Below are 23,715 nucleotides of genomic sequence, written 5' to 3'. Positions count from 1 at the left end.
TCAGCCCGCTTTCGCAATCCCCACGCCGATCATGCTGTCGCGCGTGACCAGCGCCGCAAGCGCCGCCTCGTCCATGCCGGACGTCCCCTCGGGGCGTGCGGGCACCACGATATAGCGCATGTCGGCGGTCGAGTCGTGCACGCGCACGGTCACGTCGGCGGGCAGGTCGAGGCCGAATTCCGACAGGACACGCCGCGGCTCGCGGACGGTGCGGCTGCGATAGGCGCGCGACTTGTACCAGTCGGGCGGCAGGCCCAGCAGGTTGCGCGGGTAGCAGGAGCAGAGCGTGCAGACGACGACGTTGTGGATGCTGTCGGTGTTCTCGACCGCGATCAGGCGCATCGGCCCGACATCGAACCCCATCTCCGCGCAGGCCGCCGACCCATCAGTTAGCAGGCGGTCGCGGAAGGCGGGATCGGTCCAGGCCCGAGCGACGAGCGCGGCGCCTTGCGCGGGGGAGCGGGCATCCATGGCGTCGATCTGGTTCTGGACCTCGGCGGCGGTGACGATCTCCTTCTCGATCATCAATTCGCGGATCGCGATCTCCATGACCTGCCAATCGGTGAGGCCGGTATCCTGATCGGGCCGGTAAGGGTGGCCCGACGGGCTGAGGTGGTCGTGGTGGTCGTGCGGCATCAAAGCGGCTCCAGCCAATGAGCGTAGATCTCGGCGTCGAGCGTGTCGTCCGGCGTCTCAGTGGACGGCCACAGATCGCCCATGCGAAAGCGGACGCGGTAGAGGGGCAGACGGGCGGCGGCATGCCCGTAGGCGAGTTGTTCGGGGTTGGGGAACGGGCCGAGGGCGCGCTCCACGATGCCGATCCGGCCGCGCAGGTAGCCCGGCGTGCGCACGTGACCCGGCGGGCGCATGGCGCGGACGCGGACCGAGGTGCCGGGGGCGAGGTTATCCATCCGCCGCCTCGGCATAGGTGGTGCCACGGGCGCGAACTGCCTCCATCCGCTCGCCGAGCTCGGCGACGGAGTAAATCCCGGTCTCCAGCATGTTCTGGTTCAGCGCGGCGACCCATCGTTCGTAATAGGTCAAGGTTTCGAACGCCTCCTCGCCCATATCCTCAAGCACGCGGCGCAGGCCGTCGACGGTGAAGACGCCCTTGAGGCCGGCGAGGATGACCAGCGCATCAACCCGCTTTTCCCAAAGGGCGAAGTCGTGGTCGTCGCCGGGCACCGGGCCGGCGACATCCCCGCCCATGTCGTGCCAGCGGTTGCCCGGGCTGTCGCTCATCGCGCCGCCTCCAGCGCTTCGATCTGCGGGCGCAGCTTGTCGAGCGGGTAGCCCGCCCGTGCCGTCGCCGCGAGGATGTCGTCGGTCGGGATCTGTCCCGCAGAGGCCAGCGCCCAGAGCACCGTGGACCGCGTGCCCGAGGCGCAATAGGCCACGACCTTGCCGTCTGCGTTGTCGATGGCCTCGGCCTGCTCCTCCACCGCCTCCATCGTCAGAGCGGGCATCGTGACTGGATTGAAGACAAAGGCGATCCCGGCTGCTTCGGCCGCCTGCTGCATCGCCGCCGCGCGTTGCGACGGCGGTACCTCCGCATCCGGGCGGTTGCAGATCAGCGTGGTCACCCCGTCCGCGGCAAGCGCGGCCATATCCTCGGGGTCAAGTTGCGGCGCGGCGTAGGTCGTCTCGTCAAGCTGGCGAAGGTCCATCATGCATGCTCACGGGTCGTTTCCGGGCGCAGGATGCCCGCGGGACCGGCGAAGGTAAAGCGACCGTTATCTGCGGGCGACGACGATCGACCGTCCGGCTTGCCGCGCGGAGCCGCGCTCCCTAAGCTTCGGCAAGCGATGCGGGGGAGGCGTCATGGGCTGGAAGGAAGAATGGGAGCGCGCGGCGCGGGATCCGGAAGGGTTCTGGATGGAGCAGGCGCAGGCGATCGATTGGGAGGTCGCGCCGACGCAGGCGCTCTGCGACCAGGGCGGGCCGGTGCAGGAATGGTTCTGCGACGCGCAGGTCAACGGGTGCTGGAACGCGGTGGACCGTCATGTCGCCGCCGGCCACGGAGAGCGGCTGGCGCTGATCCATGACAGCCCGGTCACCGGGTCGGTCACGCGGATCACCTATGCGGAGCTTCAGGACCGTGTGGCGAGGTTGGCCGGCGCGATGGCGGCGCGGGGCGTGGGCGTGGGCGACCGGGTGATCATCTACATGCCGATGGTACCCGAGGCGGTCGAGGCGATGCTGGCCTGTGCGCGGATCGGGGCCATCCATTCGGTCGTGTTCGGCGGTTTCGCGGCGCATGAGCTGGCCGTGCGGATCGACGACGCGCGTCCGAAGGCGGTGCTGGCCGGTTCCTGCGGGATCGAGCCGTCGCGGGTGGTGGCCTACAAGCCGCTGCTCGACGATGCGCTGGCGCAGGCGGAACACGCGCCCGATTTCTGTCTGATCCTGCAGCGCGAGCAGGCGCGCGCCGAGATGGGCCCGCGCGATGTCGATTGGCACGAGGCCGTCGCGGCGGCGGAGCCGGTGGATTGCATCCCGGTGCGGGGCGATCACCCGGCCTATATCCTCTATACATCCGGCACGACCGGCGCGCCCAAGGGCGTCGTGCGGCCGACGGCGGGGCATCTCGTGGCGCTCGACTGGACGATGGCCAACATCTACGATGCCAAGCCGGGCGAGGTTTTCTGGGCCGCGTCGGACGTGGGCTGGGTCGTGGGCCACAGCTACATCTGTTACGCGCCGCTCATCCACGGCTGCACCAGCGTCGTATTCGAGGGCAAGCCTGTCGGCACGCCCGATGCGTCCACCTTCTGGCGGGTGATCGCCGATCACGACGTCGTCAGCTTCTTCACCGCGCCCACGGCATTCCGGGCGGTGCGGCGCGAGGATCCGGAGGCGAAGCAGATGGCGGGCCACGACCTGTCGAAGCTGCGCAACATCTTCCTCGCCGGGGAACGGGCCGATCCGGACACGGTGGAGTGGATCGGAAAGGTGACGGGCAAGCCGGTGATCGACCATTGGTGGCAGACCGAGACCGGTTTCCCGATTGCCGCCAACCCCGTCTCGCTGGAGCGGCTGCCGATCAAGATCGGATCGCCTTCGGTGCCGATGCCCGGCTGGAACGTGCGGGTGCTCGACGAGGGGGGACAGGAACTGCCGCCCGGGACGCTGGGCGCGATCGTGGTGAAGCTGCCGCTGCCGCCGGGCACGTTCCCGACGCTGTGGAATGCGCCGGAGCGGTTCCGGACAAGCTACCTCGATGCGTTTCCGGGCTATTACGCGACGGGCGATGCGGGGATGCTGGACGAGGACGGCTACCTCTGGATCATGGCGCGGACGGACGATGTCATCAACGTCGCCGGTCACCGCCTGTCGACCGGCGCGATGGAGGAGGTTCTGGCGACCCATCCCGACGTGGCGGAATGCGCGGTCATCGGCGCGGCCGATCCGTTGAAGGGGCAGGTGCCGATGGGGTTCCTGTGCCTGACCAAGGGTGTCGACCGACCCGAGGCGGAGGTGGTCGCGGAATGCGTGGCCCTCGTGCGCGACCAGATCGGGCCGGTCGCGGCGTTCAAGGCGGCGATGGTCGTCGACCGCCTTCCCAAGACCCGGTCGGGTAAGATCCTGCGCGCCACGATGGCCAAGATCGCGGATGGCGAGACGTGGAAGATGCCGGCCACGATCGATGACCCGGTCGTCCTCGACGAGATCGGGGTGGCGCTCGGCCGGCTCGGCTATCCGCGTTGAACGACGGGCATCGGCACCTCGCGCATGACATCCGGTCCGCGCTTTCGGATGTGTCGGGAGGGTTGCGCCTGATCGGACGCGAAGACCTGCCCGGCCGCGCGCGGATGCAGCTCGATCGGGCGATGGCGGCTTCGGATTTGCTCATCGAACTGATCGGCGAGCTGCTTCAGGACACGGCGCGGGCCCCGGAGCGGCCGGACGAAGCGCTGGACCTGCGCGTATTCCTTCAGGACGAGGCGCGGCGCTGGCGCGGTGCGGCGGCGGATGCGGGCATCGGGGTGGACCTGCATTGCCCGTCCGACCTGCCGCGGACGGCCCGGCTCGACCTGCTGCAACTGCGCCGTATCCTTGCCAACCTGATGAGCAACGCGGTCTGTCATTCCGGCGGATCGTCGGTCGTTCTCGCAGCAGAAGTTCACGGCGACGGAACGCTGGCCTTCTGCGTCACCGATGACGGGGGCGGGTTTCCGCCCGAATTGCTGGCGCAGACGCGCGACCTGTTTGCCGGGCGGGGCGAGGGCGGGGCCGACGGTCTGGGCCTGCATATCGCCGCTGCTCATGCGCGCGCCATGGGGGCGGCTCTCCTCGTGGAGAACCTTCGGGAGACGGAGGGGGGGCAGGGCGCGCGGGTCACCCTGACCGTGCCGCGTTCGGTTTGGGACGGGGAGGCCGCACTGCGCGAGGTGCCGAGCCTGACCGGCAGCCGCATCCTCGTGGCCGAGGATTCCGATACCGTGCGGACCCTGATCGAGGCGATCCTCCGAGGCTTCGGGGCCGAATGCAGGATGGCGCGCGACGGGATCGAGGCGTTGAACTGGCTCGCGCGGGAGCGGTTCGATCTTGCGCTGATCGACGTGGAGATGCCGACGCTCGGCGGGCTTGAGGTGCTTCGGGCGGAGCGGCTGCGTCAGGCGCGCGGCGTGGCGCCGCCGACCGCGCTGGTGGCGCTGACCGCGCATGCGCTGCGCGATTGCCGCGACGAGATCACGGAGGCCGGAGCCGAGGGCATCCTGACCAAGCCGATCGGAAACGCGAACGAGTTCGGCAAGGCGGTGCGGCATTACCTCGACGCCGCGCCGGATTCCGAGGCTTGGCGCCCCGAGGCGGCGCCGGCCTTGTCGGCGGTCACCCTGTCCGATCTGATGGCGACAGCCGGGCCGGAGACGGGGGCGGACCTTCTTTCCGGTATCCGCAGCGATCTGGCCGACGTGACGCAGCGGATGCAGGCCGCTGTCGCCAAGGCGGAACCGGCGGCGATCCGGAACGAGGCCCACGTTCTATTGTCGCTGGCCGCCGCGATCGGTGCCCTGCCGACGCAGGAGGCGGCCCGGCGTGTCAACGTAATGCCGCCCGATGCGCCGGACGAGGCAATCGTCGAAGCGGCACAGAAATGTCTCGAACGGCTGGAGACGCTGCGCGCCTTCCTCGACGAAGCGAATTAGGCGGAGGCAGGCTGGCGCAGCACCGTCTCTACCTGCGCGCCGGTTTCCAGCGTCCGGTGGACGGGACAGCGGTCGGCGATCTCCCGCAGCCGGTCGCGCTGCGCATCGTCCAGCGGGCCGTCCAGCGTGATCTCCCGGCGGAAGCGGTCGATCCGCTCCGTCCCCGGCGACGGGGCGTCCTGCGCATGCATGCGGTCATGCGTGACATCGACGAAGATGCCCGAAAGAGGCCAGCCCTTGCGCCGCGCATACATCCGCAACGTCATCGACGTGCATGCACCGAGCGCTGCGGCCATAAGCTGATAGGGGGACGGGCCGCGATCGGTTCCGCCATAGGATTCCGGCTCGTCCGCGACCAGATGATGCTTGCCGCCCCCGGAGATCACATCCTGCGCGAACCCCGCCGGATCCGCTTCGGTCACGCGGGTCACGCCTTCCGGGGCGCCCACGGGCGGCGCGGGACGGGGCAGGTCGATGTAGCGCCCCACCCAGGCCGCGATGACCTCGGCGACGTATTCCGCGTCGGCGGCCCGGCTGACGAGGTGGTCGGCATCGTCGAGAGTCACGAAGCTCTTGGGATGCATCGCGGCGAGGAAAATCCGTGTGGCGTTGTCGATGCTCACCAGCGCGTCGCGCGGGGCGTGAAGGACCAGGAGGGCGGGTTTCAGCGAGGCGATCGCGTCGCGCATCCCTGTGTCGGAGACGTCCTCGACGAAGCCCTGACCGATCCGGATCTTGCGACCGGCGAGCGTCACTTCCGCAACGCCGTTGCGTGCGATGTCGTCAAGGGCGCCTTCGAAGTTGTGGGTCACATGCTCCGGATCGAAGGGTGCGGCGATGGTGGCCACGGCCCGCGCCGTCGGAACCTCGTGCGCCGCGCGCAGAACGGCTGCGCCCCCGAGCGAATGGCCGACAAGCAGATCGACCGGCAGCCCGCGCGCCTTCAACGCATCCGCGGCGTGGACGATGTCGGCGACGTTGGACGAGAAGGACGTGTTCTCGAACTCCCCGCCGGAATGGCCCAGCCCGGTGAAATCGAAGCGCAGGACGGCAAAGCCCATTCCCGCCAGCCGTGCGGCGATGCGGCGGGCGGCGGCGATATCCTTGCCGCAGGTAAAGCAATGCGCAAACAGCGCAGTCGCCACATGCGGCCCATCGGGCAGGTCCAGCCGGGCGGCGAGGTCATGGCCGTCATGGCCGCGGAAGGTGAAGCGTTCGGTGGGCATCGGATCATCCTGTCTGTTGCAGCCAAGATGGGCCCGGCGGGGCGGTCGGGACAAGGTGCCGAACCCTGGCGTCACGCGGGCGTGACCCGGCGCGAAGTGCGCGGCATCCGTCGTCCGGTCCGCGGGGGGGCGTCAGCGCAACCGAGGCCGGGCGCGCATCAGCGGCATCAGGTCGCCCATATCGGGGCCCGCGTCGCGGCCCGTCAGCGCGGCGCGCAGCGGTTTGAACAGCGCCTTGCCCTTGCGGCCCGACGCCTCCTTGACCGCCGAGGTCCAGGTGGACCAGCTCTCCGCGGTCCAGGGCATGTCCGGAAGGCGCGTCAGCGCATCCTCCACGAAGGCCCGGTCCTCCTCGCCGATCTCCGGCTCGGCACCTTCGGTCATCAGGCGCCACCAATCCGCGATTTCGGCGCGGCTGCCGATATTGTCGCGCACGACGTTCCAGACACGCGCCCGCTCCGTCTCGGGCACGCCGATCGCGGCGAGGTCGTCTTCGACAGCCGAAAGCGGCAGGGATTGCAGGTGGTTCGCCGTCATCGGCCGCAGGTCGGCCACGTCGAACTTGGTCGGGGCCGAACCGAATTGCGACAGGTCGAAACCTTCGACGATCTCGTCGAGCGAGCTGCGCAGCTCCACCGGCTGGCTGGAGCCGAGGCGCGCCATCAGCGACAGGAGCGCCATCGGTTCGATCCCCGAGGCGCGCAGGTCGCGCAGGGACAGGGTGCCCAGCCGCTTCGACAGGCTCTCGCCCTGCGGACCGGTCAGGAGGGAATGGTGCGCGAAGGCCGGTGGCGTTCCGCCGAGCGCGTCGATGATCTGGATCTGCGTGGCGGTGTTGGTGACGTGATCGGAGCCACGCACCACATCCGTCACGCCCATCTCGGTGTCGTCCACAACCGAGGCGAGCGTGTAGAGCACCTGGCCGTCGCCCCGGATCAGCACCGGATCGGAAACCGAGGCCGCATCGATCGACAGCTCGCCGAGGATGCCGTCATTCCACTCGATCCGCTCCTGATCTAGCTTGAAGCGCCAGTGGCCGCCCCGCTCGGCGCGCAGACGGTCGCGGTCGGCATCCGACAGTTCCAGTGCGGCGCGGTCGTAGACGGGCGGGCGGCCCATGTTAAGCTGCTTCTTGCGCTTGAGGTCCAGCTCCGTCGGCGTCTCGAACGCTTCGTAGAGACGGCCATCCGCGCGCATCTTGTCCGCCGCCGCCGCATAGCGGTCGAGGCGCAGGGATTGCCGTTCCTCACGGTCCCAAGTCAGGCCAAGCCATTCGAGATCCTCGCGGATCGCATCGGCATATTCATCGCGGGACCGGTCCGGGTCGGTATCGTCGAGCCGCAGGATGAACGTGCCGCCCGCCTTGCGCGCGATGATCCAGTTCATCAGCGCCGTTCGCAGGTTCCCCACATGGATGTGCCCCGTGGGCGAGGGGGCGAAGCGAGTGACGGTCTTGGTGTCGGGCATCGGAAAGCTCCTTTGCCGGGCGATGTGCCACCGGGACCGGGGCGAGGCAAGGCTTGGGACCTGGTTCTCGTTGGTCGCGGGGTCTGCGCTAGGTTCGTAGGCGTATTTTATGGAAGTTGCCTTGGGAGACGTCATCTATTGCGACACGCGTATCTCCGCGGCGTTTCCTGTCCTCGGAACTGTCCGTTGCGCGCGCCGCTGCACATGCGGATGAACCGGGCCGGCCGACTGCTCGGGGTGTCGCACTGGGCGACATGGGGGGCATGGACTCCCAGACCTTTGCGCAAGCTAGCCAAGAGGCGTTCCTTCCGACCTGCGTCGCGCAGTTCGTCTTCCCGCCCGCGCTGGTCGCCATTGAGGATGAGCTGGTCCTGTTCGACACGGGGCTCGATGCGGCGGGCATGAGTCGCGCGATCAATGCGGCGGGGCACGCGCCGTGCGATGTGACGCCCGTCGTCATCAACCATGTGCATCCAGATCGTGTACGCGACTTGATCTGCGACGGCTCCCCCACCTTTGCAAACGCCGGACACATGACCGGGCGGCCGGAATTCGATTGCCGGGCCGCAATCGTGCCAAAAGCCTGCGAGGCGAACGTGGTGCCGATTTCCAGTCGCCTCGCGCTTTTCGAGGTATTTCTGGCCAGAAGAGGGCGGGCGCGGGCCACGTGCGTCAGTTCGTGAGAGGCGGCTTCGTGTCCGGTAGGTCGTTCGCTCGGTTGTCGTATCGTTGTTCGGCGGGCGTGTCGGCCGCCGGGGCAGGGGTTGCATCCGAGAGCGGCGGACGCCAATCAGGAGCGGATCCTTGCACCCAGGACCGGAGGCTTCGATGAGCGATCTGCGTGATGCCGCGCTTGCTGTGCGCGAAAACGCCTATGCGCCTTATTCCGGCTTTTTGGTGGGAGCCGCAATCCGCACGGCTTCGGGCGCGATCCATCGCGGCTGCAATGTCGAGAACGCCGCCTATCCCGAGGGCACCTGTGCCGAGGCGGGCGCCATCGCCGCCATGATTGCCGCGGGTGAGACACGGCTGGCCGAGGTCTATGTCGTGGCTGGATCGCCCAGCCCCGTTCCGCCCTGCGGTGGTTGCCGTCAGAAGCTGGCGGAGTTCGGTGCGGGCGATGTGCCGGTGACGATCGCGACCGCCTCGGGGGAGGAGATGCGCACGACGATCGCCGCCCTGCTGCCGGGTGCGTTCGATGCGGGGCATATGGCGTGATCAGTCCGCGCGATACGCTGGCCCGCCTGCGTCGGGGCGAGGCGCCGGGGCCGAAGCGGCTGTCCGACTTCGCCGAGGGGCTGGCCGAGGGGTCTGTTTCGGATGCTCAAGCCGGAGCCTTTGCCATGGGGATCTGCCACACGCCGCTGACGCCCGCCGGCCGCGCGGCCCTGACCCGCGCGATGCGCGACGGAGGCGAGGTGCTGGAATGGGACCTGCCGGGACCGGTCATCGACAAGCACTCGACCGGCGGCGTCGGCGATTGCGTGTCGCTGGTTCTCGCGCCGGCGCTGGCGGCCTGCGGGGCTTACGTGCCGATGATCTCGGGGCGTGGTCTGGGCCATACGGGCGGGACGCTCGACAAGCTGTCGGCCATTCCGGGCCTGCGCGTCGAGATGCAGACCGACGAGTTGCAGGACGTCGTGCGCAGGGTCGGCTGCGCGATTGTCGGGGCCACGGCGGATATCGCGCCGGCCGATCGCCGCCTCTATGCGGTGCGCGACGTCACCGGGACGGTCGAGAGCCTCGATCTGATCGTGGCATCGATCCTGTCGAAGAAGCTTGCCGAGGGGATCGAGGCGCTGGTGCTCGACGTCAAGACCGGCTCCGGCGCCTTCATGGCGGATCCGGAGGCGGCGCGCGCGTTGGCCGCCGCGCTGGTCGAGACGGGGCAGGCGAACGGGGTGATGACCTCGGCCATTCTGACCGACATGAGCCAGCCTGCCGCGACCGCCGCAGGCAACGCGCTGGAGGTCATTGCCGCGATGGAGGCTTTGACGGAGCCGCGCGCGCGGCGCTCCCTGCGGCTCGTGACGCTGGCCCGGGCGCTCGGGGGCGAGGCGCTTGCGCTGGCGGGGATGGTTGCGGATGCCGACGAGGGCTCCGCCCGGATCGAAATGGCGCTGACCTCCGGCGCCGCGGCGGAGGTGTTCGGACGTATGATCGCGGCGCAGGGCGGGCCGACGGATTTTCCCGAACGCTGGCGCGACAGGTTGCCGGCCGCGCCGGTCGTGGCGGAATTGCGCGCCGACCGGCCGGGGGTCATGGCGCGGATCGATGCGCGGGCGCTGGGCGAGATCGTGGTCGATCTTGGCGGCGGGCGGCGGCGCGAGGATGACCGCATCGACCCGACCGTCGGTCTCAGCCACCTTGCGCAGCTTGGCGCGGTGATCACCGAAGGCCAGCCGCTTGCCCGTGTCCATGCCGCCGACGGCGAGGCGGCCGCGGAAGCGGCGGAGCGTGTCGCGCATGCGATGGAGATGGAGAGTGGCGCCGTCACGCCGCCCCAACTGGTTCAGGAGACGCTCCGATGAATACCACGCCGCGCCGCACCTTCGTCGTCGTTCTCGACTCCGTCGGATGCGGTGGCGCGCCGGATGCCGAGGCGTTCGGCGATGCCGGAGCCAACACGCTCGGACATATCGCGCAGGCCTGCGCCGCGGGCCTTGCGGAGGAGGGGCGGTCGGGGTCGCTTCGCCTGCCGCATCTCGACGCGCTGGGGCTGGGTGCGGCGATCCGGTTGGCGTCGGGCGCGGCGACACCGGGGCTCGACGCGACGCCGAAGGGGCTCTGGGGCGCCGCGACGGAGATCAGCCTCGGCAAGGATACGCCTTCGGGCCATTGGGAGCTGGCGGGCCTGCCGGTGCCTTGGGAATGGCACTACTTCCCGAAGACGGAGCCCTGCTTTTCGCCCGATCTGGTGGCCAAAGTCTGCGCCGCCGCGGGCACGGAGGGCATCTTGGGGAACCGGCACGCGTCGGGCACGCTCATCATCGAGGAGGAGGCGGAGGCGCATCTGCGGACCGGTTGGCCGATCTGCTACACCTCCGTCGACAGCGTATTCCAGATCGCCGCGCATGAAGAGCGCTTCGGGCTCGACCGTCTGCTTGCGCTTTGCGAGGCGGTCGCGCCGACGTTGCATGCGATGAAGGTGGGCCGCGTCATTGCGCGCCCCTTCGTGGGCTCGGACGGGAACTGGACCCGCACGTCGAACCGCCGCGATTTCGCGATCACGCCCCCCGCGCCGACGATGCTGGATGCGGCGCAGGAGGCGGGGCGCAAGGTGCACGGGATCGGCAAGATCGGGGACATCTTCTCGATGAAGGGGATCGATACGTCGGCGAAGGGGCCGGACGACATGCTGATGCGGCATCTGGCCGACGCGGTGCGCGACATGCCCGACGGCTCGCTCACCTTTGCCAATTTCGTGGAGTTCGACAGCATTCACGGTCACCGCCGCGACGTGTCGGGCTATGCGCGGCACCTGGAATGGTTCGACGCCGCGCTGCCGCCAATCCTCGAGGTGATGCGGCCCGGCGATCTGATGATCTTCACCGCCGATCACGGAAACGATCCGACATGGCGGGGGTCCGACCACACGCGGGAACGGGTGCCGGTGCTCTGCGCCGGAATGGCGGGCGAAGCGGGGCTGCTGGCCTTCGCGGATGTCGGCGCGTCGGTCTGCGCATATCTGGGGCTGGCGCCGGTCGGGCCGGGGCGGAGCTTCCTGTGACCTGGTCGCCCAAGATCGAGTTGCACCTGCATCTGGAGGGCGGTGCGCCATCCGCCCTGATCCGCAAGATGGCAGCCGAAAAGGGTGTCGATCAGGTCGGCCTGTTCGATGCCGCCGGGGCCTATGCGTATGAGGATTTTCCGGGCTTTCTGGCCGCCTACGAGGTCGCGACGCAGGTGCTGCGCGAGCCGGAGGATTACGAGCGGCTAACCCGTGCGGTGCTGGAGCAATCGGCGGCCCACGGCGTGATCTATACCGAAGCCTTCCTCAGCCCCGACTTCTGCGGCGGGCGGGATGTGGGCGCGTGGCGGGATTACCTCGCCGCGATCGAAGCCGGGGCGGCACAGGTGCCCGGGATCGAGATGCGCGGCGTCGTCACCGCGATCCGCCATTTCGGGCCGGAGAAGGCGCTGGAGACCGCCCGTTGCGCCGTCGAGACCGCGGGGGATTTCGTCACCGGGTTCGGTCTGGCGGGGAACGAGGGGCTGCTTCATCCGCGGGACTTCGCCCCTGCCTTCGACATGGCGCACGAGGCCGGGCTCGGTTTGACGGCGCATGCGGGTGAATTCGGCGGGCCGGAAAGCGTGCGCGCCGTGCTCGACGACCTGCGCGTGACGAGAATCGGCCACGGTGTGCGGGCGATCGAGGATCCCGCGCTGGTTCGGCGGCTGGCGGAGGAGGGGATCGTGCTCGAGGTCAATCCCGGCTCGAACGTGGCGCTCGGGGTCTATGCCGACATCGCGTCCCACCCGATCGAGACCCTGCGCGAACGGGGCGTGAAGGTGACGGTCTCGACGGACGATCCGCCCTTCTTCCATACAGACATGGATGCCGAATATGCTGCCCTCGCCCGTGCCTTCGCCTGGGACGATGCCACCTTCCGTGAGATCAACCGCAACGCTGCGGAGGCGGCCTTCTGCGACGCCGCAACGCGCAGGATGCTTCTCGACCGACTTGATGAGGCCTGAATGGACCACCTGACCATCGTCACGCACCCGCTGGTGCAGCACAAGCTGACGCTGATGCGCGACCGCGACACTTCGACGGCCGTGTTCCGCCAGCTTCTGCGCGAGATCAGTCAGCTTCTGGCCTACGAGGTCACGCGCGAGCTTCCGATGACGACCAAGCGGATCGACACACCGGTCCAGCCGATGGACGCGCCGACACTGGCGGGACGCAAGATGGCGCTGGTCTCGATCCTGCGTGCGGGGAACGGGCTGCTGGACGGTATCCTCGAACTGGTCCCCTCGGCGCGCGTGGGTTTTGTCGGCCTCTACCGCGACGAGGAAACGCTGCAACCTGTGCAGTACTACTTCAAGGCGCCGGAGCAGCTTGAGGACCGGCTGGTGATCGCGGTCGATCCCATGCTCGCCACCGGCAATTCGTCCGCGGCGGCGGTCGATTTGCTCAAGGCCAAGGGCGCGACGAACATCCGCTTTCTCTGCCTGCTCGCCGCGCCAGAGGGGGTAGCGCGGATGAAGGAGGCGCATCCCGATGTGCCCATCGTGACCGCCGCCCTCGACGAGCGTCTCAACGAGAACGGCTATATCGTGCCCGGCCTCGGGGATGCCGGCGACCGGATGTTCGGCACAAAATAAGCGCGTGGCGCGCAGTTTCGCCAAACGTATCCGGTCAGTATGGGGACACCCCGACCGCGCATGGCGTCGAGGTCGGGGTGGCCGGCAGCCTTAGATCGACGCCCAGTCGATGAAACGTACCGGTCGGGGCTTTCGCTGGATCGGTGCGGGGGCTGGGGTGGCGGGTTGCTGAGGCTGGGATGGCTGGATCATCGGAACGGTCCGGAAGCGGATGAAGATGCCTTCCTATCGCAGGAAATCATGAACGATTCTTGACTGAATTGAGGTGGAAATACGGCCTCGCTCCGAGGGAGGAGAAGAGCGAGGCCGATCCGGTTCTGCGAAGCGGCGGGCCGGGAGGAGGATAACCGTGCCGCTTCGATAAGCTTGTTCTGTATCTGCAATGCACCGCGATCAATGCTGCGGTTGCAACATTCCGGAGTGACCACCGGAATTGTTGCGAAATGCCTGCTTTCTGCGCATCCAAGATCGTCGGATCAGCGGCGCCGGAATGAACGTAGGCGTCTGGCTGATTACTCCGCCGCCCGCAGGGGCGGACGGAAGGGCTCGTTCGCGAGAGCGTCTTCGGCCTCGGCGCCATTTGGCCGAGCGGGACCGACCCCCGACATCTCCTCCTCCGTCCACAGCAGGAGGGGGTTGCGCACTTGGCGCACCTGGCGCCGCAGGGCCCAGTCCTCGGCGTAGCGGCTGCTACGCCCCATGCCGAGGCGGCCGAGCAGACGACCGAGCGCCTGGACGTAGGCCGCGACCCAGACCCGCCCAGCCAGCATCGCGGGTGTGAAGATCAAGGTCAGTACCGTGGCCACGCCCAGCCCCCAGACCACGGCGGTCGCGAGCTGCGTCCACCACAGGGCCGTCGGCGATCCGATCGAATATCCCCCGCCGATAAAGTCGAGCGACAGGCCGAACATCATCGGCGCGAGGCCCGCCATCGTCGTCAAAGTCGTCAGCAGAACGGGTCGGATGCGGTCCTCGGCGGTGCGGGTGATCGCCTCCAGCTGCGGCATGTATTGGCTGTATTCTTGATAGGTGTCGATCAGCACGATGTTGTTGTTCACCACGATTCCTGCGAGCGCGACGATGCCGGTTCCTGTCATGATGATTGAGAAGGCCTGATCCATGACCAGCATTCCGATCAGAACGCCTGTCGTCGACAGAACCACGGCGAGAAGGACCAGGATCGAGTTGTACACCGAATTGAACTGCGCCAGCAGGATGATAAACATCAGCATGAGCGCCCCCATGAATGCGGTCTGCAGGAAGGCCTGGCTCTCGGCCTGCTCCTCCTGATCGCCGGTCCATTCCCAGCCCACGGACTCGGGCAGGTAATCGCCCGCCTCGATCACTTCGGTCAGCACGGCGATCCGCTCGTTCGCGGTGACGGGGATGGCGGTGTCGTCCGACCCCTCCGCCTCGGCCGCCGGCACGAGCCCCTGCACCGCCCCATCGGCATCGGTCAGCTTGACGAGATCGCCGGCCACGTCGGCCTTGATATCGAAGAACCGCTCCCCGTCGATGCGGTCGATCTGCGCGAGTTGCGGGACAGGCTTGCGCGTGATGAAGTTCGCCAGCGGGATCAGGCCGTCGATAGTCCGCACCTTTAGCGAATCGAGAGTCGACAGAACGCGGTCTTCCTCCGGCAGGCGCACACGGATGTCGATCTCGTCGTCGGAGCTGGGCACGCGCATCGTGTCGAGCAGGATGCCGCGCGTGACGAGCTGCACCATCGCGCCGACCGTCGCGACGTCGGCGCCGAAACGTCCGGCTTTCTCGACATCGACGTCGATCTCCCAGTCGATGCCGGGCAGGGGCAGGCTGTTCTCCACGTCGATGAGACCGGGCGTGGCCTCGAAGACATCGGTCATCCTGGCCGTCGCCGCCAGAAGCTCCTCCCAATCGTCGCCGCGCAGGCGCAGATGGACCGGCTTGCCCGAGGTGGGGCCGCGATCCTGGGCCGACAGATCGACCTGGATCCCCGGCAGGTCGCGCAGACGGGCCAGGACGTTCTCGGCAATCTCGTCACCATCGAAGGCCGGATCGACGCGTTGCGTGGTCACCGTGATGCCGAACATATCGAACCACGGCACGGCGACGGTCGGCCGCTCCTCCCAAGGCACCATCTCGATCTGGACCTGCCCGATCGTGTCGCCGGGCGCGCCGCCGCCGCTCGGCCCGCTGGTGTTCAGGCCGCCATCGCCGGCGAAGGCGAAGGCCGACTGGATGCCCGGCGTCTCGAGCACGATGCGTTCCGCCCGGGCGAGGAGCGCATCCTTCTCCTGCAGCGAAAGATTGCCGCGCGCGCGGACATAGATGTTCGCCTGCTCAAGCTCGCTTTCGACGAAGAATTCCACACCGTTGTTGTGCGCCGCGAAGGTCGTGAAGGTCGCGACGACCGCGAAGCCGACGGCGACCACGGCCACGACCGGCCCGACCGGGTTGCCGACGATCAGGTTGACCAGACGTCCGAAGGCCGACCGCCGATAACCCGAGCGGACCCGGCGTTCGCGCCGCGCGAACGTCACCGAGCCGAGCGTGGTGGAAAGCAGCCCCGCGGCGGCCACGAAGAGGAGCGGGCCGAAAACCGGCGCTGCGGGTGCCCCGTCCGGCAGCAGATAGCGCGGGTTGAGCGTCTGAAGGATGGCCACGATCATCAACCAAGCCGATGCGAAGGTGAACGCGGCCCGCACCCACCACGGGAAATGCCGGCGAAGCCAGCCGGACCCGGTCGCGAACAGGCGGCTGATCCGGCCGGCCACACCGCCGAGCACCGGCAGATAGACCAGCGCCACGACCAGCGAGGCGGACAGGACGAAGATCAGCGTCACGGGCAGGTTGCCCATGAACTCCCCCGCGACGCCGGGCCAGAACAGCATCGGCAGAAACGCGCAAAGCGTCGTCGCCGTGGACGAGATGACCGGCCAGAACATCCGCTTGGCAGCCTCGGTATAGGCGCGCATCGGACCCGTGCCCTCCTGGATGCGCTTGTCGGCATATTCGACGACGACGATTGCGCCATCCACCAGCATCCCGACCGCAAGGATCAGCCCGAACATCACGATGTTCGAGATGGTGATCCCGACGACCGCCATGATCGCGAAGCTGAGCAGGAACGAGGTCGGGATGGCGAAACCCACCAGAAGGGCCGAGCGCGTGCCAAGCGCGGCCAGAACCACGATCATCACCAGTGCGATGGCGGTGAGGACCGATCCCTCGAGCTGACTGACCATCGAGCGGACGGTCCGCGACTGGTCCAGCGTGACCTGCACGTTCACCGCCTGGCGCAATTCCTCGGGCCAGGATGCGACCTCGGCCGCGACCTCCTCGCGCACGTCCTGCGCAGTCTCGATGATGTTGAAGCCCTTCCGCTTGATGACCTGTAGGGCGACCGTCGTCTCGCCATTGTAGCGTGCCGTGCCCTCGCGGTCCTCGAAGGTCAGGTTGATCGTCGCAAGGTCGCCCAGCGTGATGATCCGGTCACCGTCGGTCTTGACCGGCAGTTCATAGACATCTTGCGGCCCGTCGAACGATGCCGGGATCTTGACAGGAAACGCGCCCGACGCGGTTTCGACCGATCCGGTCGCCACGAGCAGGTTGTTGTTGGTGATGACGTTCGAAAGCTCTCCGGCCGTGACGTTGTAGGCCTCGAGCGCGAGCGGGTCGATCAGCACCTCCAGCATCTCGTCGCGGTGACCGGCGAGACCGGCCTCGAGGATCGGCGGCATCGCCTCCAGGCGGTCCTGCAGGTCGCTGGCCAGCCGCAAGAGCGTCCGCTCGGGCGCCGTGCCCGACAGCGACACGATGAGGATCGGGAACTCGGAGAAGTTGATTTCCTCGATCAGGTATTGCTCCGCCCCGGCGGGAAACTCGGCCTCGGCCTGGCTCATCTTGTCGCGCACGTCGGCGATCGTGGCGGACTTGTTCCAGCCGAACTCGAATTCGAGGAACAGGCCCGCGAACCCTTCCGCCGCGGTGGCCGTCATCTCCTTGAGGCCGTCGAGCTCCTTCAGGCGGGTCTCCATCGGCTTGACGAGCAGCTTTTCCGCATCGGAGGCGGAGATGCCGGGGAAGGGGACCGAGACGAAGATGCCCGGGATGTCGATGTCGGGCTCGCCCTCCTTGGGAAGCGAGATGTAGGCCGCCGTGCCCGCCACGATGGACAGGACCACGAAGGCCAGAACCATCCGGGCCCGCGATGCGGCCCAGTCGATGATTCCGGTCATTGGCCGATCTCCGACTGGTAGGTGACGCGCACCGGAACGCCGGCGGTGACGTATTCCTGCCCGACTGTGATGATCGCGACATTCTCCGGCAGTCCACCCAGCAGGACGCCATCCACCGTGTCGCGGATCAGCTCGACGGGTGCGAACCCGGCGATGCCGTCGTCGACCACGCGGACGCCGAGCCGCCCGTCATCGTCCAGCGTCAGCGCCGAGGCCGGCACCAGATGCGCCTCCGTCGGTTCGGTCGCGATGATGATCTCGGCGGTCTGGCCGTCGCGGATCGAAAGATCGGCGTTCGGCACGGTCACATCGACGCGGAAGGTCCGGGTCAACTCGTCTGCGGCGCGGCTGACGAACGTCACTTCGCCCACGACTTCCCGACCGGACGCGAGTTGCGCCCGCGCGGCGGCCCCGACGCGGACATCGTCGACCTGCGCTTCCGGCAGATATCCCACGAGCCGGATCGGATCGAGTTGCACGATCGTCGCGCATTCGCCCTGACCCTGAGAAAGCAACCGGCCAATTTCTGCCGTGTCCGTCTCCAGCAGGCCGGAAAACGGCGCCTTGATCGTCAGTTTTCTGATCATGAGGCGCGCACGTTCGACGGCGGCCGCCGCGGCCTCGATCCCGGCCTGCGCCGACTCGATGCCTGCCTGCGTTGTCTCCAGCCCGACCTGCGCCGATGTCACCGACGCCTCCGCCGCGCGGAGTGCCGCTTCGGTACCGGCGAGACGGGATTGCGAGGCGAAGCCCTCCTCCGAGAGGCGGGAGGCGGCGTTCTGGTTGATCCGGGCCTCGTCGCGCAGCGCCTGCGCCTCCGCCAGCCGCGCCTCGGCCTCGGGTACGCGGGCCTGCGCTTCGGGAACGCGCGCGCGGGCCTCCGCGAGACGGGCCTCCGCCTCGCTCAGATCGGCGAAGGACGTGCCGGGATCGAGCTCGCACAAAACCTGTCCCTCCTCGACGAGCGCGCCCCGCCGAATCGGCTTGGAAATCACGGTGCCGCTGGTTTCGGCGGTCAACGTGACCTCGCGCGCCGCCTCGGTCTGACCGCGCACCATGATGGCGTCGGGTACGTCCTGGGCCTGCGACCGCAAGGCGACGACGTGAACCGCGCCCTTGTCGGCCGCCTGGGTGGTGGCGATCGCGCGCGGCCCCGTATCGGCCGGAACGTCCTCGGCCGCGGCCGCGGCGAGGGCGGGCGCGTCCATATCACCCGTCAGCATCGCGGCCCGCTCGAACAGGACTTCGCGCTGAAGCACCACGAAGAACAGCGCGACGCAAACCAGTATCGCGGTCAGAACGGGGAAAAAGCGCATGATCTCTGGCCTTTCGGGCGGCACGGCGGAGGCGGCCCAACCCAGTGGACCGAAAACTGAACCGAGTGGTTCACTTTGTAGTCACTGCAAAGCAGCAAAACAAGTCCCCAGTACGCGGTCGAGGTAAACGCCAGATGGCGAATTTTCAACGCGCGGCCAAGCCCTCGCGCATGTCGAACCGTCGATGATCCGCCTTTGCGGCTTGGCCCCTGTCGGGGTCTGGGCTAAGACCCAGCCGCGACCGATCCGGAGGGAGCTGGAATGTCCAACAGCGAGAGTTTCATCGAAGAGGTGAACGAAGAGGTCCGCCGCGATCGGCTCTATGGGTTGATGCGCCGTTGGGGCTGGGTGCCGGTTCTGGCGGTGCTGCTGCTTGTCGGCGGAGCGATCTGGTCGGAATGGTCGGCTTCGCGCGAGGCGGCGCGGGCGCAGGCCTTCGGCGATGCGGTGCTGGCTGCGCTGAGCGCGGACGATCTGGCGGCGCGGCGCGATGCGCTGGCCGGGATCACGCCGGCCGAGCCGTCGCAGGCGGCCGTACTGTCGTTTCTTGAGGCGACGGCGGCGCTGAATGCCGGCAACGGCGATACGGAAGCCGCGCGCGCGGAACTGCTGGCCTTGGCCAACCAGCCCGGCATCGACGCGAATTACCGGCATCTTGCGCTCATGAAGGTGGTGCTGGCCGGGGGCACCGGCGATGCGGCGCGCGACGGCGCGATCCTCGACGAACTCGCCGCGCCCGGCGCGCCCTACCGCACCCTCGCGGTGGAGCAGCAGGCGCTCCGCGCTCTCGCGGCCGGAGACCGGGCCACCGCGCTGACGCTCCTGCGCGCGCTGACGGAGGATGCGGAGACGACGCCGGCCTTGCGTCGCCGTGCGCAGCAGTTGATTGTCGCCCTCGGGGAAGAAGTCGCGCCGGCTTGATCGCCATGCCGACGCGAGAGGATGGAGCCCGAATGGGCCGGACGGGGGCAGATTTCATGAGATTGATCGCCAGCATCGCGATCGCCGGAACGCTTGTCCTTGCCGGTTGCAGCGAGCCCGAAGTGATCCTGTCGGGCGAACGGATTCCCGTGCGGGCGGGCAATGCCGGCGGCATCGGCGTGCTCGATGCGGCCTCCGGAGAGAATGCGGGCCGCGCCGGCATCCCCGCCCTGTCCCTTCCGCCGCCGCGGCGCCTGCCGGACTGGACCATGCGGGTCGGCAACCTGACGAACGATCCGGGTCACGCGACCCTGTCGCCGGCGCCCGCACGCGTCTGGTCGGCCGATATCGGTGCCGGCAGCGCTTTGCGCCGGCGCATCACCGCCGATCCCGTCTCCGACGGAAGCCGCATCTTCACCCTCGATGCCTTGGCCAGCATCTCGGCGACGTCGGTGACGGGCGCGACGCTCTGGTCGCGCAGTCTGGTCCCCGGATCGGAGCGCGCGGGCGAGGCGTCGGGCGGCGGTCTCGCGGCGGTCGGCGGCGTCGTCTACGTTTCGACCGGCTTCGGCGAGTTGCACGCGCTCGATGCGGCGACGGGGCGCACGTTCTGGATCCAGCGCGTCGACGCACCGATCACCACGCCCAAGGTGGCGGATGGGATCGTATATCTGGTCAGCCGCGACGGCCGCGCCTTCGCCCTCGACGCATCCGACGGACGTATTCGATGGGAGGTCGCGACCGCTCCCGCCGCGACGGTCATGGCCACCGCGCCGGCACCGGCCGTTACCGCCCGCACGGTGATCTTTCCCTTCGGTTCCGGCGATCTGGTGGCGACGCTGCGCGAATCCGGCCTGCGTGTCTGGGGCACCTCGATTTCGGGCGTGCGCCGTGGCGTGGCCTATAACGAGGTGGGCGACATCACCGGGGATCCGGTCGTCTCGGATGGCGTCGTCTATGCCGGCACTTCCGCCGGGAGGATAATCGCGGTCGCCGCCGCCTCGGGGGAGCGGCTTTGGACGACGAACGATGGTGCCGTGTCACCCATGGTCGTGGCGGGCGGATCCGTCTTCGCCGTCTCCGACAGGGCACAGCTTCTGCGGATCGACGCGCGGACGGGCGACGTGATCTGGCGTCAGGATTTGCCGTTCTACCGCAACACGCGCGTCTCCCGGCGCGAAGGGATACATGCCCATTACGGACCCGTCCTGGCGGGTGGGCGGCTTTGGGTCGCCTCGTCGGATGGTGTGTTGCGGGGGTTCGACCCGACGACCGGTGTCGCGGTCGCGCAGGCGGAAATTCCCGGCGGCGCGGCTTCGCGGCCGATCGCCTTCGGCGACGCGCTCTACGTCACGGGGCGCGACGGAGAGTTGCACGCTTTCCGTTGACGGGCCGATGCGCTAGGTCGCGTTTCTGACACCGGAGCGGCCCATGTTTACCCTCGCAATCGTCGGACGGCCCAACGTAGGCAAGTCCACCCTGTTCAACCGTCTCGTCGGCAAGCGCTTGGCGCTGGTCGACGACCAGCCGGGCGTGACGCGCGATCTGCGCGAGGGGCAGGCCCGATTGGGCGACCTTCGATTTACCGTGATCGACACGGCGGGGCTGGAGGAGGCGACGGACGATTCGCTTCAGGGGCGGATGCGTCGCCTGACCGAACGTGCCGTCGACATGGCCGATGCGGCGCTGTTCCTCATCGACGCCCGCACGGGCATTACGCCGACCGACGAAGTTTTCGCCGACATTCTGCGCCGCAAGGGGCGCCCGGTCCTGCTGGGCGCGAACAAGGCCGAAGGGGTCAAGGCGGAGGCGGGGCTTCTCGAAGCCTACGGGTTGGGCCTTGGCGATCCGATCGGTCTTTCCGCCGAGCACGGGGAAGGCATGGCCGACCTCGCTGCCGTTCTCCGCCCCCTGATCGACGTCAAGACCGAGGCCGCCGAGGAAGCCGAGACCGACGTGAGCGTCGGCGAGGACGGTGCCGAGGAGGAAGCGGATTGGGCGCCGACGACCAAGCGGCCCCTCAAGATCGCGGTCGTGGGGCGGCCGAATGCGGGGAAATCCACCCTCATCAATCGCATCATCGGAGACGAGCGCCTGCTGACCGGGCCCGAGGCCGGGATCACGCGCGACTCTATCTCGCTCGATTTCGAATGGGATGGAACGCCGGCGCGGCTGTTCGACACGGCCGGAATGCGCAAGCGCGCCAAGGTCGTGGAGAAGCTGGAGAAGCTTTCCGTCAGCGACGGCTTGCGCGCGGTGAAATTCGCGGAGGTGGTCGTCGTCCTCCTCGACGCGGAAATCCCGTTCGAGACGCAGGATCTCCGCATCGCCGACCTTGCGGAGCGCGAGGGCCGGGCGGTCGTGGTGGCGGTGAACAAGTGGGACCTTGAGGAGGACCGGCAGGAGAAGCTTGCCATACTCAAGGAGAGCTTCGAGCGGCTTCTGCCGCAATTGCGCGGCGCGCCCCTCGTGACGGTTTCGGCCAAGACGGGGCGAGGCCTCGACAGGTTGCACGCCGCGATCGTGAAGGCGCACGAGGTCTGGAACCGCCGCGTGACCACGGCGCAGCTCAACCGTTGGCTTTCGGGGATGCTGGAGCAGCATCCGCCCCCCGCGCCGCAGGGCCGCCGCATCAAGATGCGCTACATGACGCAGGCCAAGACCCGGCCCCCCGCGTTCGTGGTCATGTGCTCGCATCCCGAGGCGGTGCCGGACAGCTATTCACGCTATCTCGTCAACGGGCTGCGGGTCGATTTCGACATGCCGGGAACGCCGATCCGACTGTATCTGCGCGGACAGGGCGACGCGAATCCCTACAAGGGCCGCAAACGCGCGCAGCCTTCGCGCCTGCGAAAGCACGTGGAGGGGCGCCGGCCCGATTGAGACATGAGGGATGGTCATCAGGGAGCGAGGCCGGAACGTATCGCGTTGTCGGCTTCGTTACTCTCTGAGTGTTCAGGGCGGCAAAGCGGCATATAGCTGGATGAGTGGCCCAATGGGCTTAACCGCGTCGCTCGCTGACCTGATGTTTAGAATCACGATGACTCAGCTTCATCGTCATGAACTGATCTGCCGCAACATTGCGAAAGTCTTCAGGAAAACCGACCGGCACGCCCCGCCGACAAAGACGGAGCGGCCAAGCCGTAAGATCAGCCGTTGGCTTCGCGGATCTTGTCCGCCGCTTCCTTGTCGAAGGCGACGCCCTGCTTTTCGAACATCGTGTCGAGCTCACCCGAAAGTGTCATCTCCGTGATGATGTCGCAGCCGCCGACGAACTCGCCTTTTATGTAAAGCTGCGGGATGGTCGGCCAGTCGGAGTAGTCCTTGATCCCCTGGCGGATGTCGGCATCGTCCAGAACGTTCACGTCCCGATAATCCACGCCCATGTAATTCAGGACACCCGCCACGCGGCTGGAGAAGCCGCATTGCGGCATTGCCTTGGTCCCCTTCATGAACAGGACCACGTCGCCGCCCTTCACGATTTCGTCGATCTGCGTCTTTGCGTCAGCCATGGCCATCGCTCCTTTGTATTCCATTTGTTTGATGATCGCGCCGTGCCGCCCTGCGGGGCACGAAGGCACGGGCATATTCCTGCGGATCCCGGGGGACGCGGGTCGCTGATTGACTGCCGCCGCCCAAGCCGGAGAAGTATTCGCTCTGGACCTCGGTATATCCCGATCCCGGCCGCACGCCGCGCGGTCGTCCGCCATTATCCTGGCGCGCCTCGGCACGCATTATCCAGATCGCGCGGGCGATCAGGATCCCGAGAATCACGAGCGCGAGCAGCGCGGCGAGGTAACTCATCCCGGTGCCCGTGTGGTCAGCGCAAGGGCGTGCAATTCGCCGTTCTCGCCGTCCATTCTGCCGCGAAGGGCGGCATAGACGGCGCGCTGCTGCGCGACGCGGGACTGGCCCGCGAAGGACGGGTCCACCACTTCCGCGGCGTAGTGGTTCCCGTCGCCCGCCAGATCGGTGATCGTGATCTGCGCCTCCGGAAAGCTCTCCCGGATCAACGCTTCGATTTCGTGCGCCTGCATGGCCATGATGCCTCGGCTCCCTGCAATGTTGACCTTTAGCTAGGCATGTC

General features: G+C 67.9%; 22 protein-coding genes. 11 read left to right on the top strand and 11 right to left on the bottom strand.

What is annotated here, in order from left to right; translation table 11 throughout:
• From nthA to JSE7799_RS04230, 4 genes are read right to left on the bottom strand one after another with little or no spacing between them, the layout of a single operon-like run.
• Entirely contained in the window at positions 1-636 is a 636-nt protein-coding gene (gene nthA / locus JSE7799_RS04245) for a nitrile hydratase subunit alpha (protein WP_055662501.1), read from the bottom strand.
• Complete coding sequence (locus tag JSE7799_RS21955) at positions 636-911, bottom strand: SH3-like domain-containing protein (protein WP_055662500.1); 276 nt, start codon at positions 909-911, stop codon at positions 636-638. Before JSE7799_RS21955 ends, nthA begins: the two co-directional genes overlap by 1 nt.
• Entirely contained in the window at positions 904-1,242 is a 339-nt protein-coding gene (locus tag JSE7799_RS21950) for an SH3-like domain-containing protein (protein ID WP_055662499.1), read from the bottom strand. The genes JSE7799_RS21955 and JSE7799_RS21950 overlap by 8 nt, the downstream gene beginning before the upstream one ends.
• The gene (locus JSE7799_RS04230) at positions 1,239-1,667 is read right to left on the bottom strand and encodes a protein tyrosine phosphatase family protein (RefSeq protein ID WP_055662535.1); all 429 of its coding nucleotides are present in this window, start codon (positions 1,665-1,667) and stop codon (positions 1,239-1,241) included. The genes JSE7799_RS21950 and JSE7799_RS04230 overlap by 4 nt, the downstream gene beginning before the upstream one ends.
• A 154-nt stretch (positions 1,668-1,821) precedes the next feature.
• Between JSE7799_RS04230 and JSE7799_RS04225 the strand changes: the two genes are divergently transcribed.
• Together JSE7799_RS04225 and JSE7799_RS04220 are read left to right on the top strand one after the other, a co-directional pair.
• Positions 1,822-3,708 carry an AMP-binding protein gene (locus tag JSE7799_RS04225; protein WP_055662498.1) on the top strand — a complete coding sequence of 629 codons (1,887 nt, stop codon included), beginning with the start codon at positions 1,822-1,824 and terminating at the stop codon, positions 3,706-3,708.
• Positions 3,705-5,150 carry a response regulator gene (locus JSE7799_RS04220; protein WP_055662497.1) on the top strand — a complete coding sequence of 482 codons (1,446 nt, stop codon included), beginning with the start codon at positions 3,705-3,707 and terminating at the stop codon, positions 5,148-5,150. The genes JSE7799_RS04225 and JSE7799_RS04220 overlap by 4 nt, the downstream gene beginning before the upstream one ends.
• On the opposite strand, the gene JSE7799_RS04215 is transcribed toward JSE7799_RS04220, so the two are convergent.
• Positions 5,147-6,376: a bifunctional alpha/beta hydrolase/OsmC family protein gene (locus JSE7799_RS04215; protein WP_055662496.1), complete on the bottom strand. Its 1,230-nt coding sequence runs from the start codon at positions 6,374-6,376 to the stop codon at positions 5,147-5,149. The two genes, JSE7799_RS04220 and JSE7799_RS04215, sit on opposite strands and share 4 nt — an antisense overlap.
• 132 nt (positions 6,377-6,508) lie before the next feature.
• A complete protein-coding gene (gltX, locus tag JSE7799_RS04210; protein ID WP_055662495.1) occupies positions 6,509-7,843 on the bottom strand; it encodes a glutamate--tRNA ligase in 1,335 nt (444 codons plus the stop codon).
• A gap of 263 nt (positions 7,844-8,106) precedes the next feature.
• Here gltX and JSE7799_RS04205 point away from each other — a divergent pair, with 263 nt between their 5' ends.
• The 6 genes from JSE7799_RS04205 to upp all read left to right on the top strand — a co-directional run bounded on the left by JSE7799_RS04205 (position 8,107) and on the right by upp (position 13,171).
• Positions 8,107-8,526, top strand: coding sequence for an MBL fold metallo-hydrolase (locus JSE7799_RS04205; RefSeq protein ID WP_055662494.1), 420 nt, complete (start codon positions 8,107-8,109; stop codon positions 8,524-8,526).
• 145 nt (positions 8,527-8,671) lie between these two features.
• Entirely contained in the window at positions 8,672-9,061 is a 390-nt protein-coding gene (locus tag JSE7799_RS04200) for a cytidine deaminase (protein ID WP_055662493.1), read from the top strand.
• A complete protein-coding gene (locus JSE7799_RS04195; RefSeq protein WP_055662534.1) occupies positions 9,061-10,374 on the top strand; it encodes a thymidine phosphorylase in 1,314 nt (437 codons plus the stop codon). Before JSE7799_RS04200 ends, JSE7799_RS04195 begins: the two co-directional genes overlap by 1 nt.
• Positions 10,371-11,573, top strand: a complete 1,203-nt coding sequence (locus tag JSE7799_RS04190) for a phosphopentomutase (RefSeq protein ID WP_055662492.1) — start codon at positions 10,371-10,373, stop codon at positions 11,571-11,573. Before JSE7799_RS04195 ends, JSE7799_RS04190 begins: the two co-directional genes overlap by 4 nt.
• Positions 11,570-12,541 (top strand): adenosine deaminase, encoded by a 972-nt coding sequence (locus tag JSE7799_RS20310; RefSeq protein WP_055662491.1) that lies wholly within the window; start codon positions 11,570-11,572, stop codon positions 12,539-12,541. Before JSE7799_RS04190 ends, JSE7799_RS20310 begins: the two co-directional genes overlap by 4 nt.
• Positions 12,542-13,171 (top strand): uracil phosphoribosyltransferase, encoded by a 630-nt coding sequence (gene upp, locus JSE7799_RS20305; protein WP_055662490.1) that lies wholly within the window; start codon positions 12,542-12,544, stop codon positions 13,169-13,171.
• 512 nt (positions 13,172-13,683) lie between these two features.
• On the opposite strand, the gene JSE7799_RS04175 is transcribed toward upp, so the two are convergent.
• Both JSE7799_RS04175 and JSE7799_RS04170 read right to left on the bottom strand, forming a co-directional pair.
• Positions 13,684-17,391, bottom strand: a complete 3,708-nt coding sequence (locus tag JSE7799_RS04175; RefSeq protein ID WP_055662489.1) for an efflux RND transporter permease subunit — start codon at positions 17,389-17,391, stop codon at positions 13,684-13,686.
• Positions 17,388-18,707 carry an efflux RND transporter periplasmic adaptor subunit gene (locus JSE7799_RS04170; protein ID WP_055662488.1) on the bottom strand — a complete coding sequence of 440 codons (1,320 nt, stop codon included), beginning with the start codon at positions 18,705-18,707 and terminating at the stop codon, positions 17,388-17,390. Before JSE7799_RS04170 ends, JSE7799_RS04175 begins: the two co-directional genes overlap by 4 nt.
• A 261-nt stretch (positions 18,708-18,968) precedes the next feature.
• Here JSE7799_RS04170 and JSE7799_RS04165 point away from each other — a divergent pair, with 261 nt between their 5' ends.
• The 3 genes from JSE7799_RS04165 to der are packed head-to-tail and all read left to right on the top strand — an operon-like array spanning position 18,969 to position 22,511.
• Positions 18,969-19,628, top strand: a complete 660-nt coding sequence (locus JSE7799_RS04165; RefSeq protein ID WP_055662487.1) for a tetratricopeptide repeat protein — start codon at positions 18,969-18,971, stop codon at positions 19,626-19,628.
• Between the two features lie 56 nt (positions 19,629-19,684).
• Complete coding sequence (locus JSE7799_RS04160; protein WP_245624797.1) at positions 19,685-21,016, top strand: outer membrane protein assembly factor BamB family protein; 1,332 nt, start codon at positions 19,685-19,687, stop codon at positions 21,014-21,016.
• Positions 21,017-21,059: 43 nt separating this feature from the next.
• Positions 21,060-22,511: a ribosome biogenesis GTPase Der gene (gene der, locus JSE7799_RS04155; RefSeq protein WP_055662485.1), complete on the top strand. Its 1,452-nt coding sequence runs from the start codon at positions 21,060-21,062 to the stop codon at positions 22,509-22,511.
• A gap of 266 nt (positions 22,512-22,777) precedes the next feature.
• On the opposite strand, the gene grxD is transcribed toward der, so the two are convergent.
• Genes grxD through JSE7799_RS04140 form a run of 3 tightly spaced genes read right to left on the bottom strand, consistent with a single transcriptional unit; the run spans position 22,778 to position 23,671 of the window.
• On the bottom strand, positions 22,778-23,140 hold the full coding sequence (gene grxD, locus JSE7799_RS04150) for a Grx4 family monothiol glutaredoxin (RefSeq protein WP_055662484.1): 363 nt from the start codon (positions 23,138-23,140) through the stop codon (positions 22,778-22,780).
• Positions 23,133-23,432 (bottom strand): hypothetical protein, encoded by a 300-nt coding sequence (locus JSE7799_RS04145; protein ID WP_055662483.1) that lies wholly within the window; start codon positions 23,430-23,432, stop codon positions 23,133-23,135. The genes grxD and JSE7799_RS04145 overlap by 8 nt, the downstream gene beginning before the upstream one ends.
• A complete protein-coding gene (locus tag JSE7799_RS04140; protein WP_055662482.1) occupies positions 23,429-23,671 on the bottom strand; it encodes a BolA/IbaG family iron-sulfur metabolism protein in 243 nt (80 codons plus the stop codon). Before JSE7799_RS04140 ends, JSE7799_RS04145 begins: the two co-directional genes overlap by 4 nt.
• Positions 23,672-23,715 lie beyond the last annotated feature (44 nt).

It is taken from the genome of Jannaschia seosinensis, from assembly GCF_001408515.1.
In the GTDB taxonomy this organism is placed as follows: domain Bacteria; phylum Pseudomonadota; class Alphaproteobacteria; order Rhodobacterales; family Rhodobacteraceae; genus Jannaschia; species Jannaschia seosinensis.
Note: the sequence above shows the minus strand (reverse complement) of the source record. Positions and strands in the feature narration are given on the sequence as shown.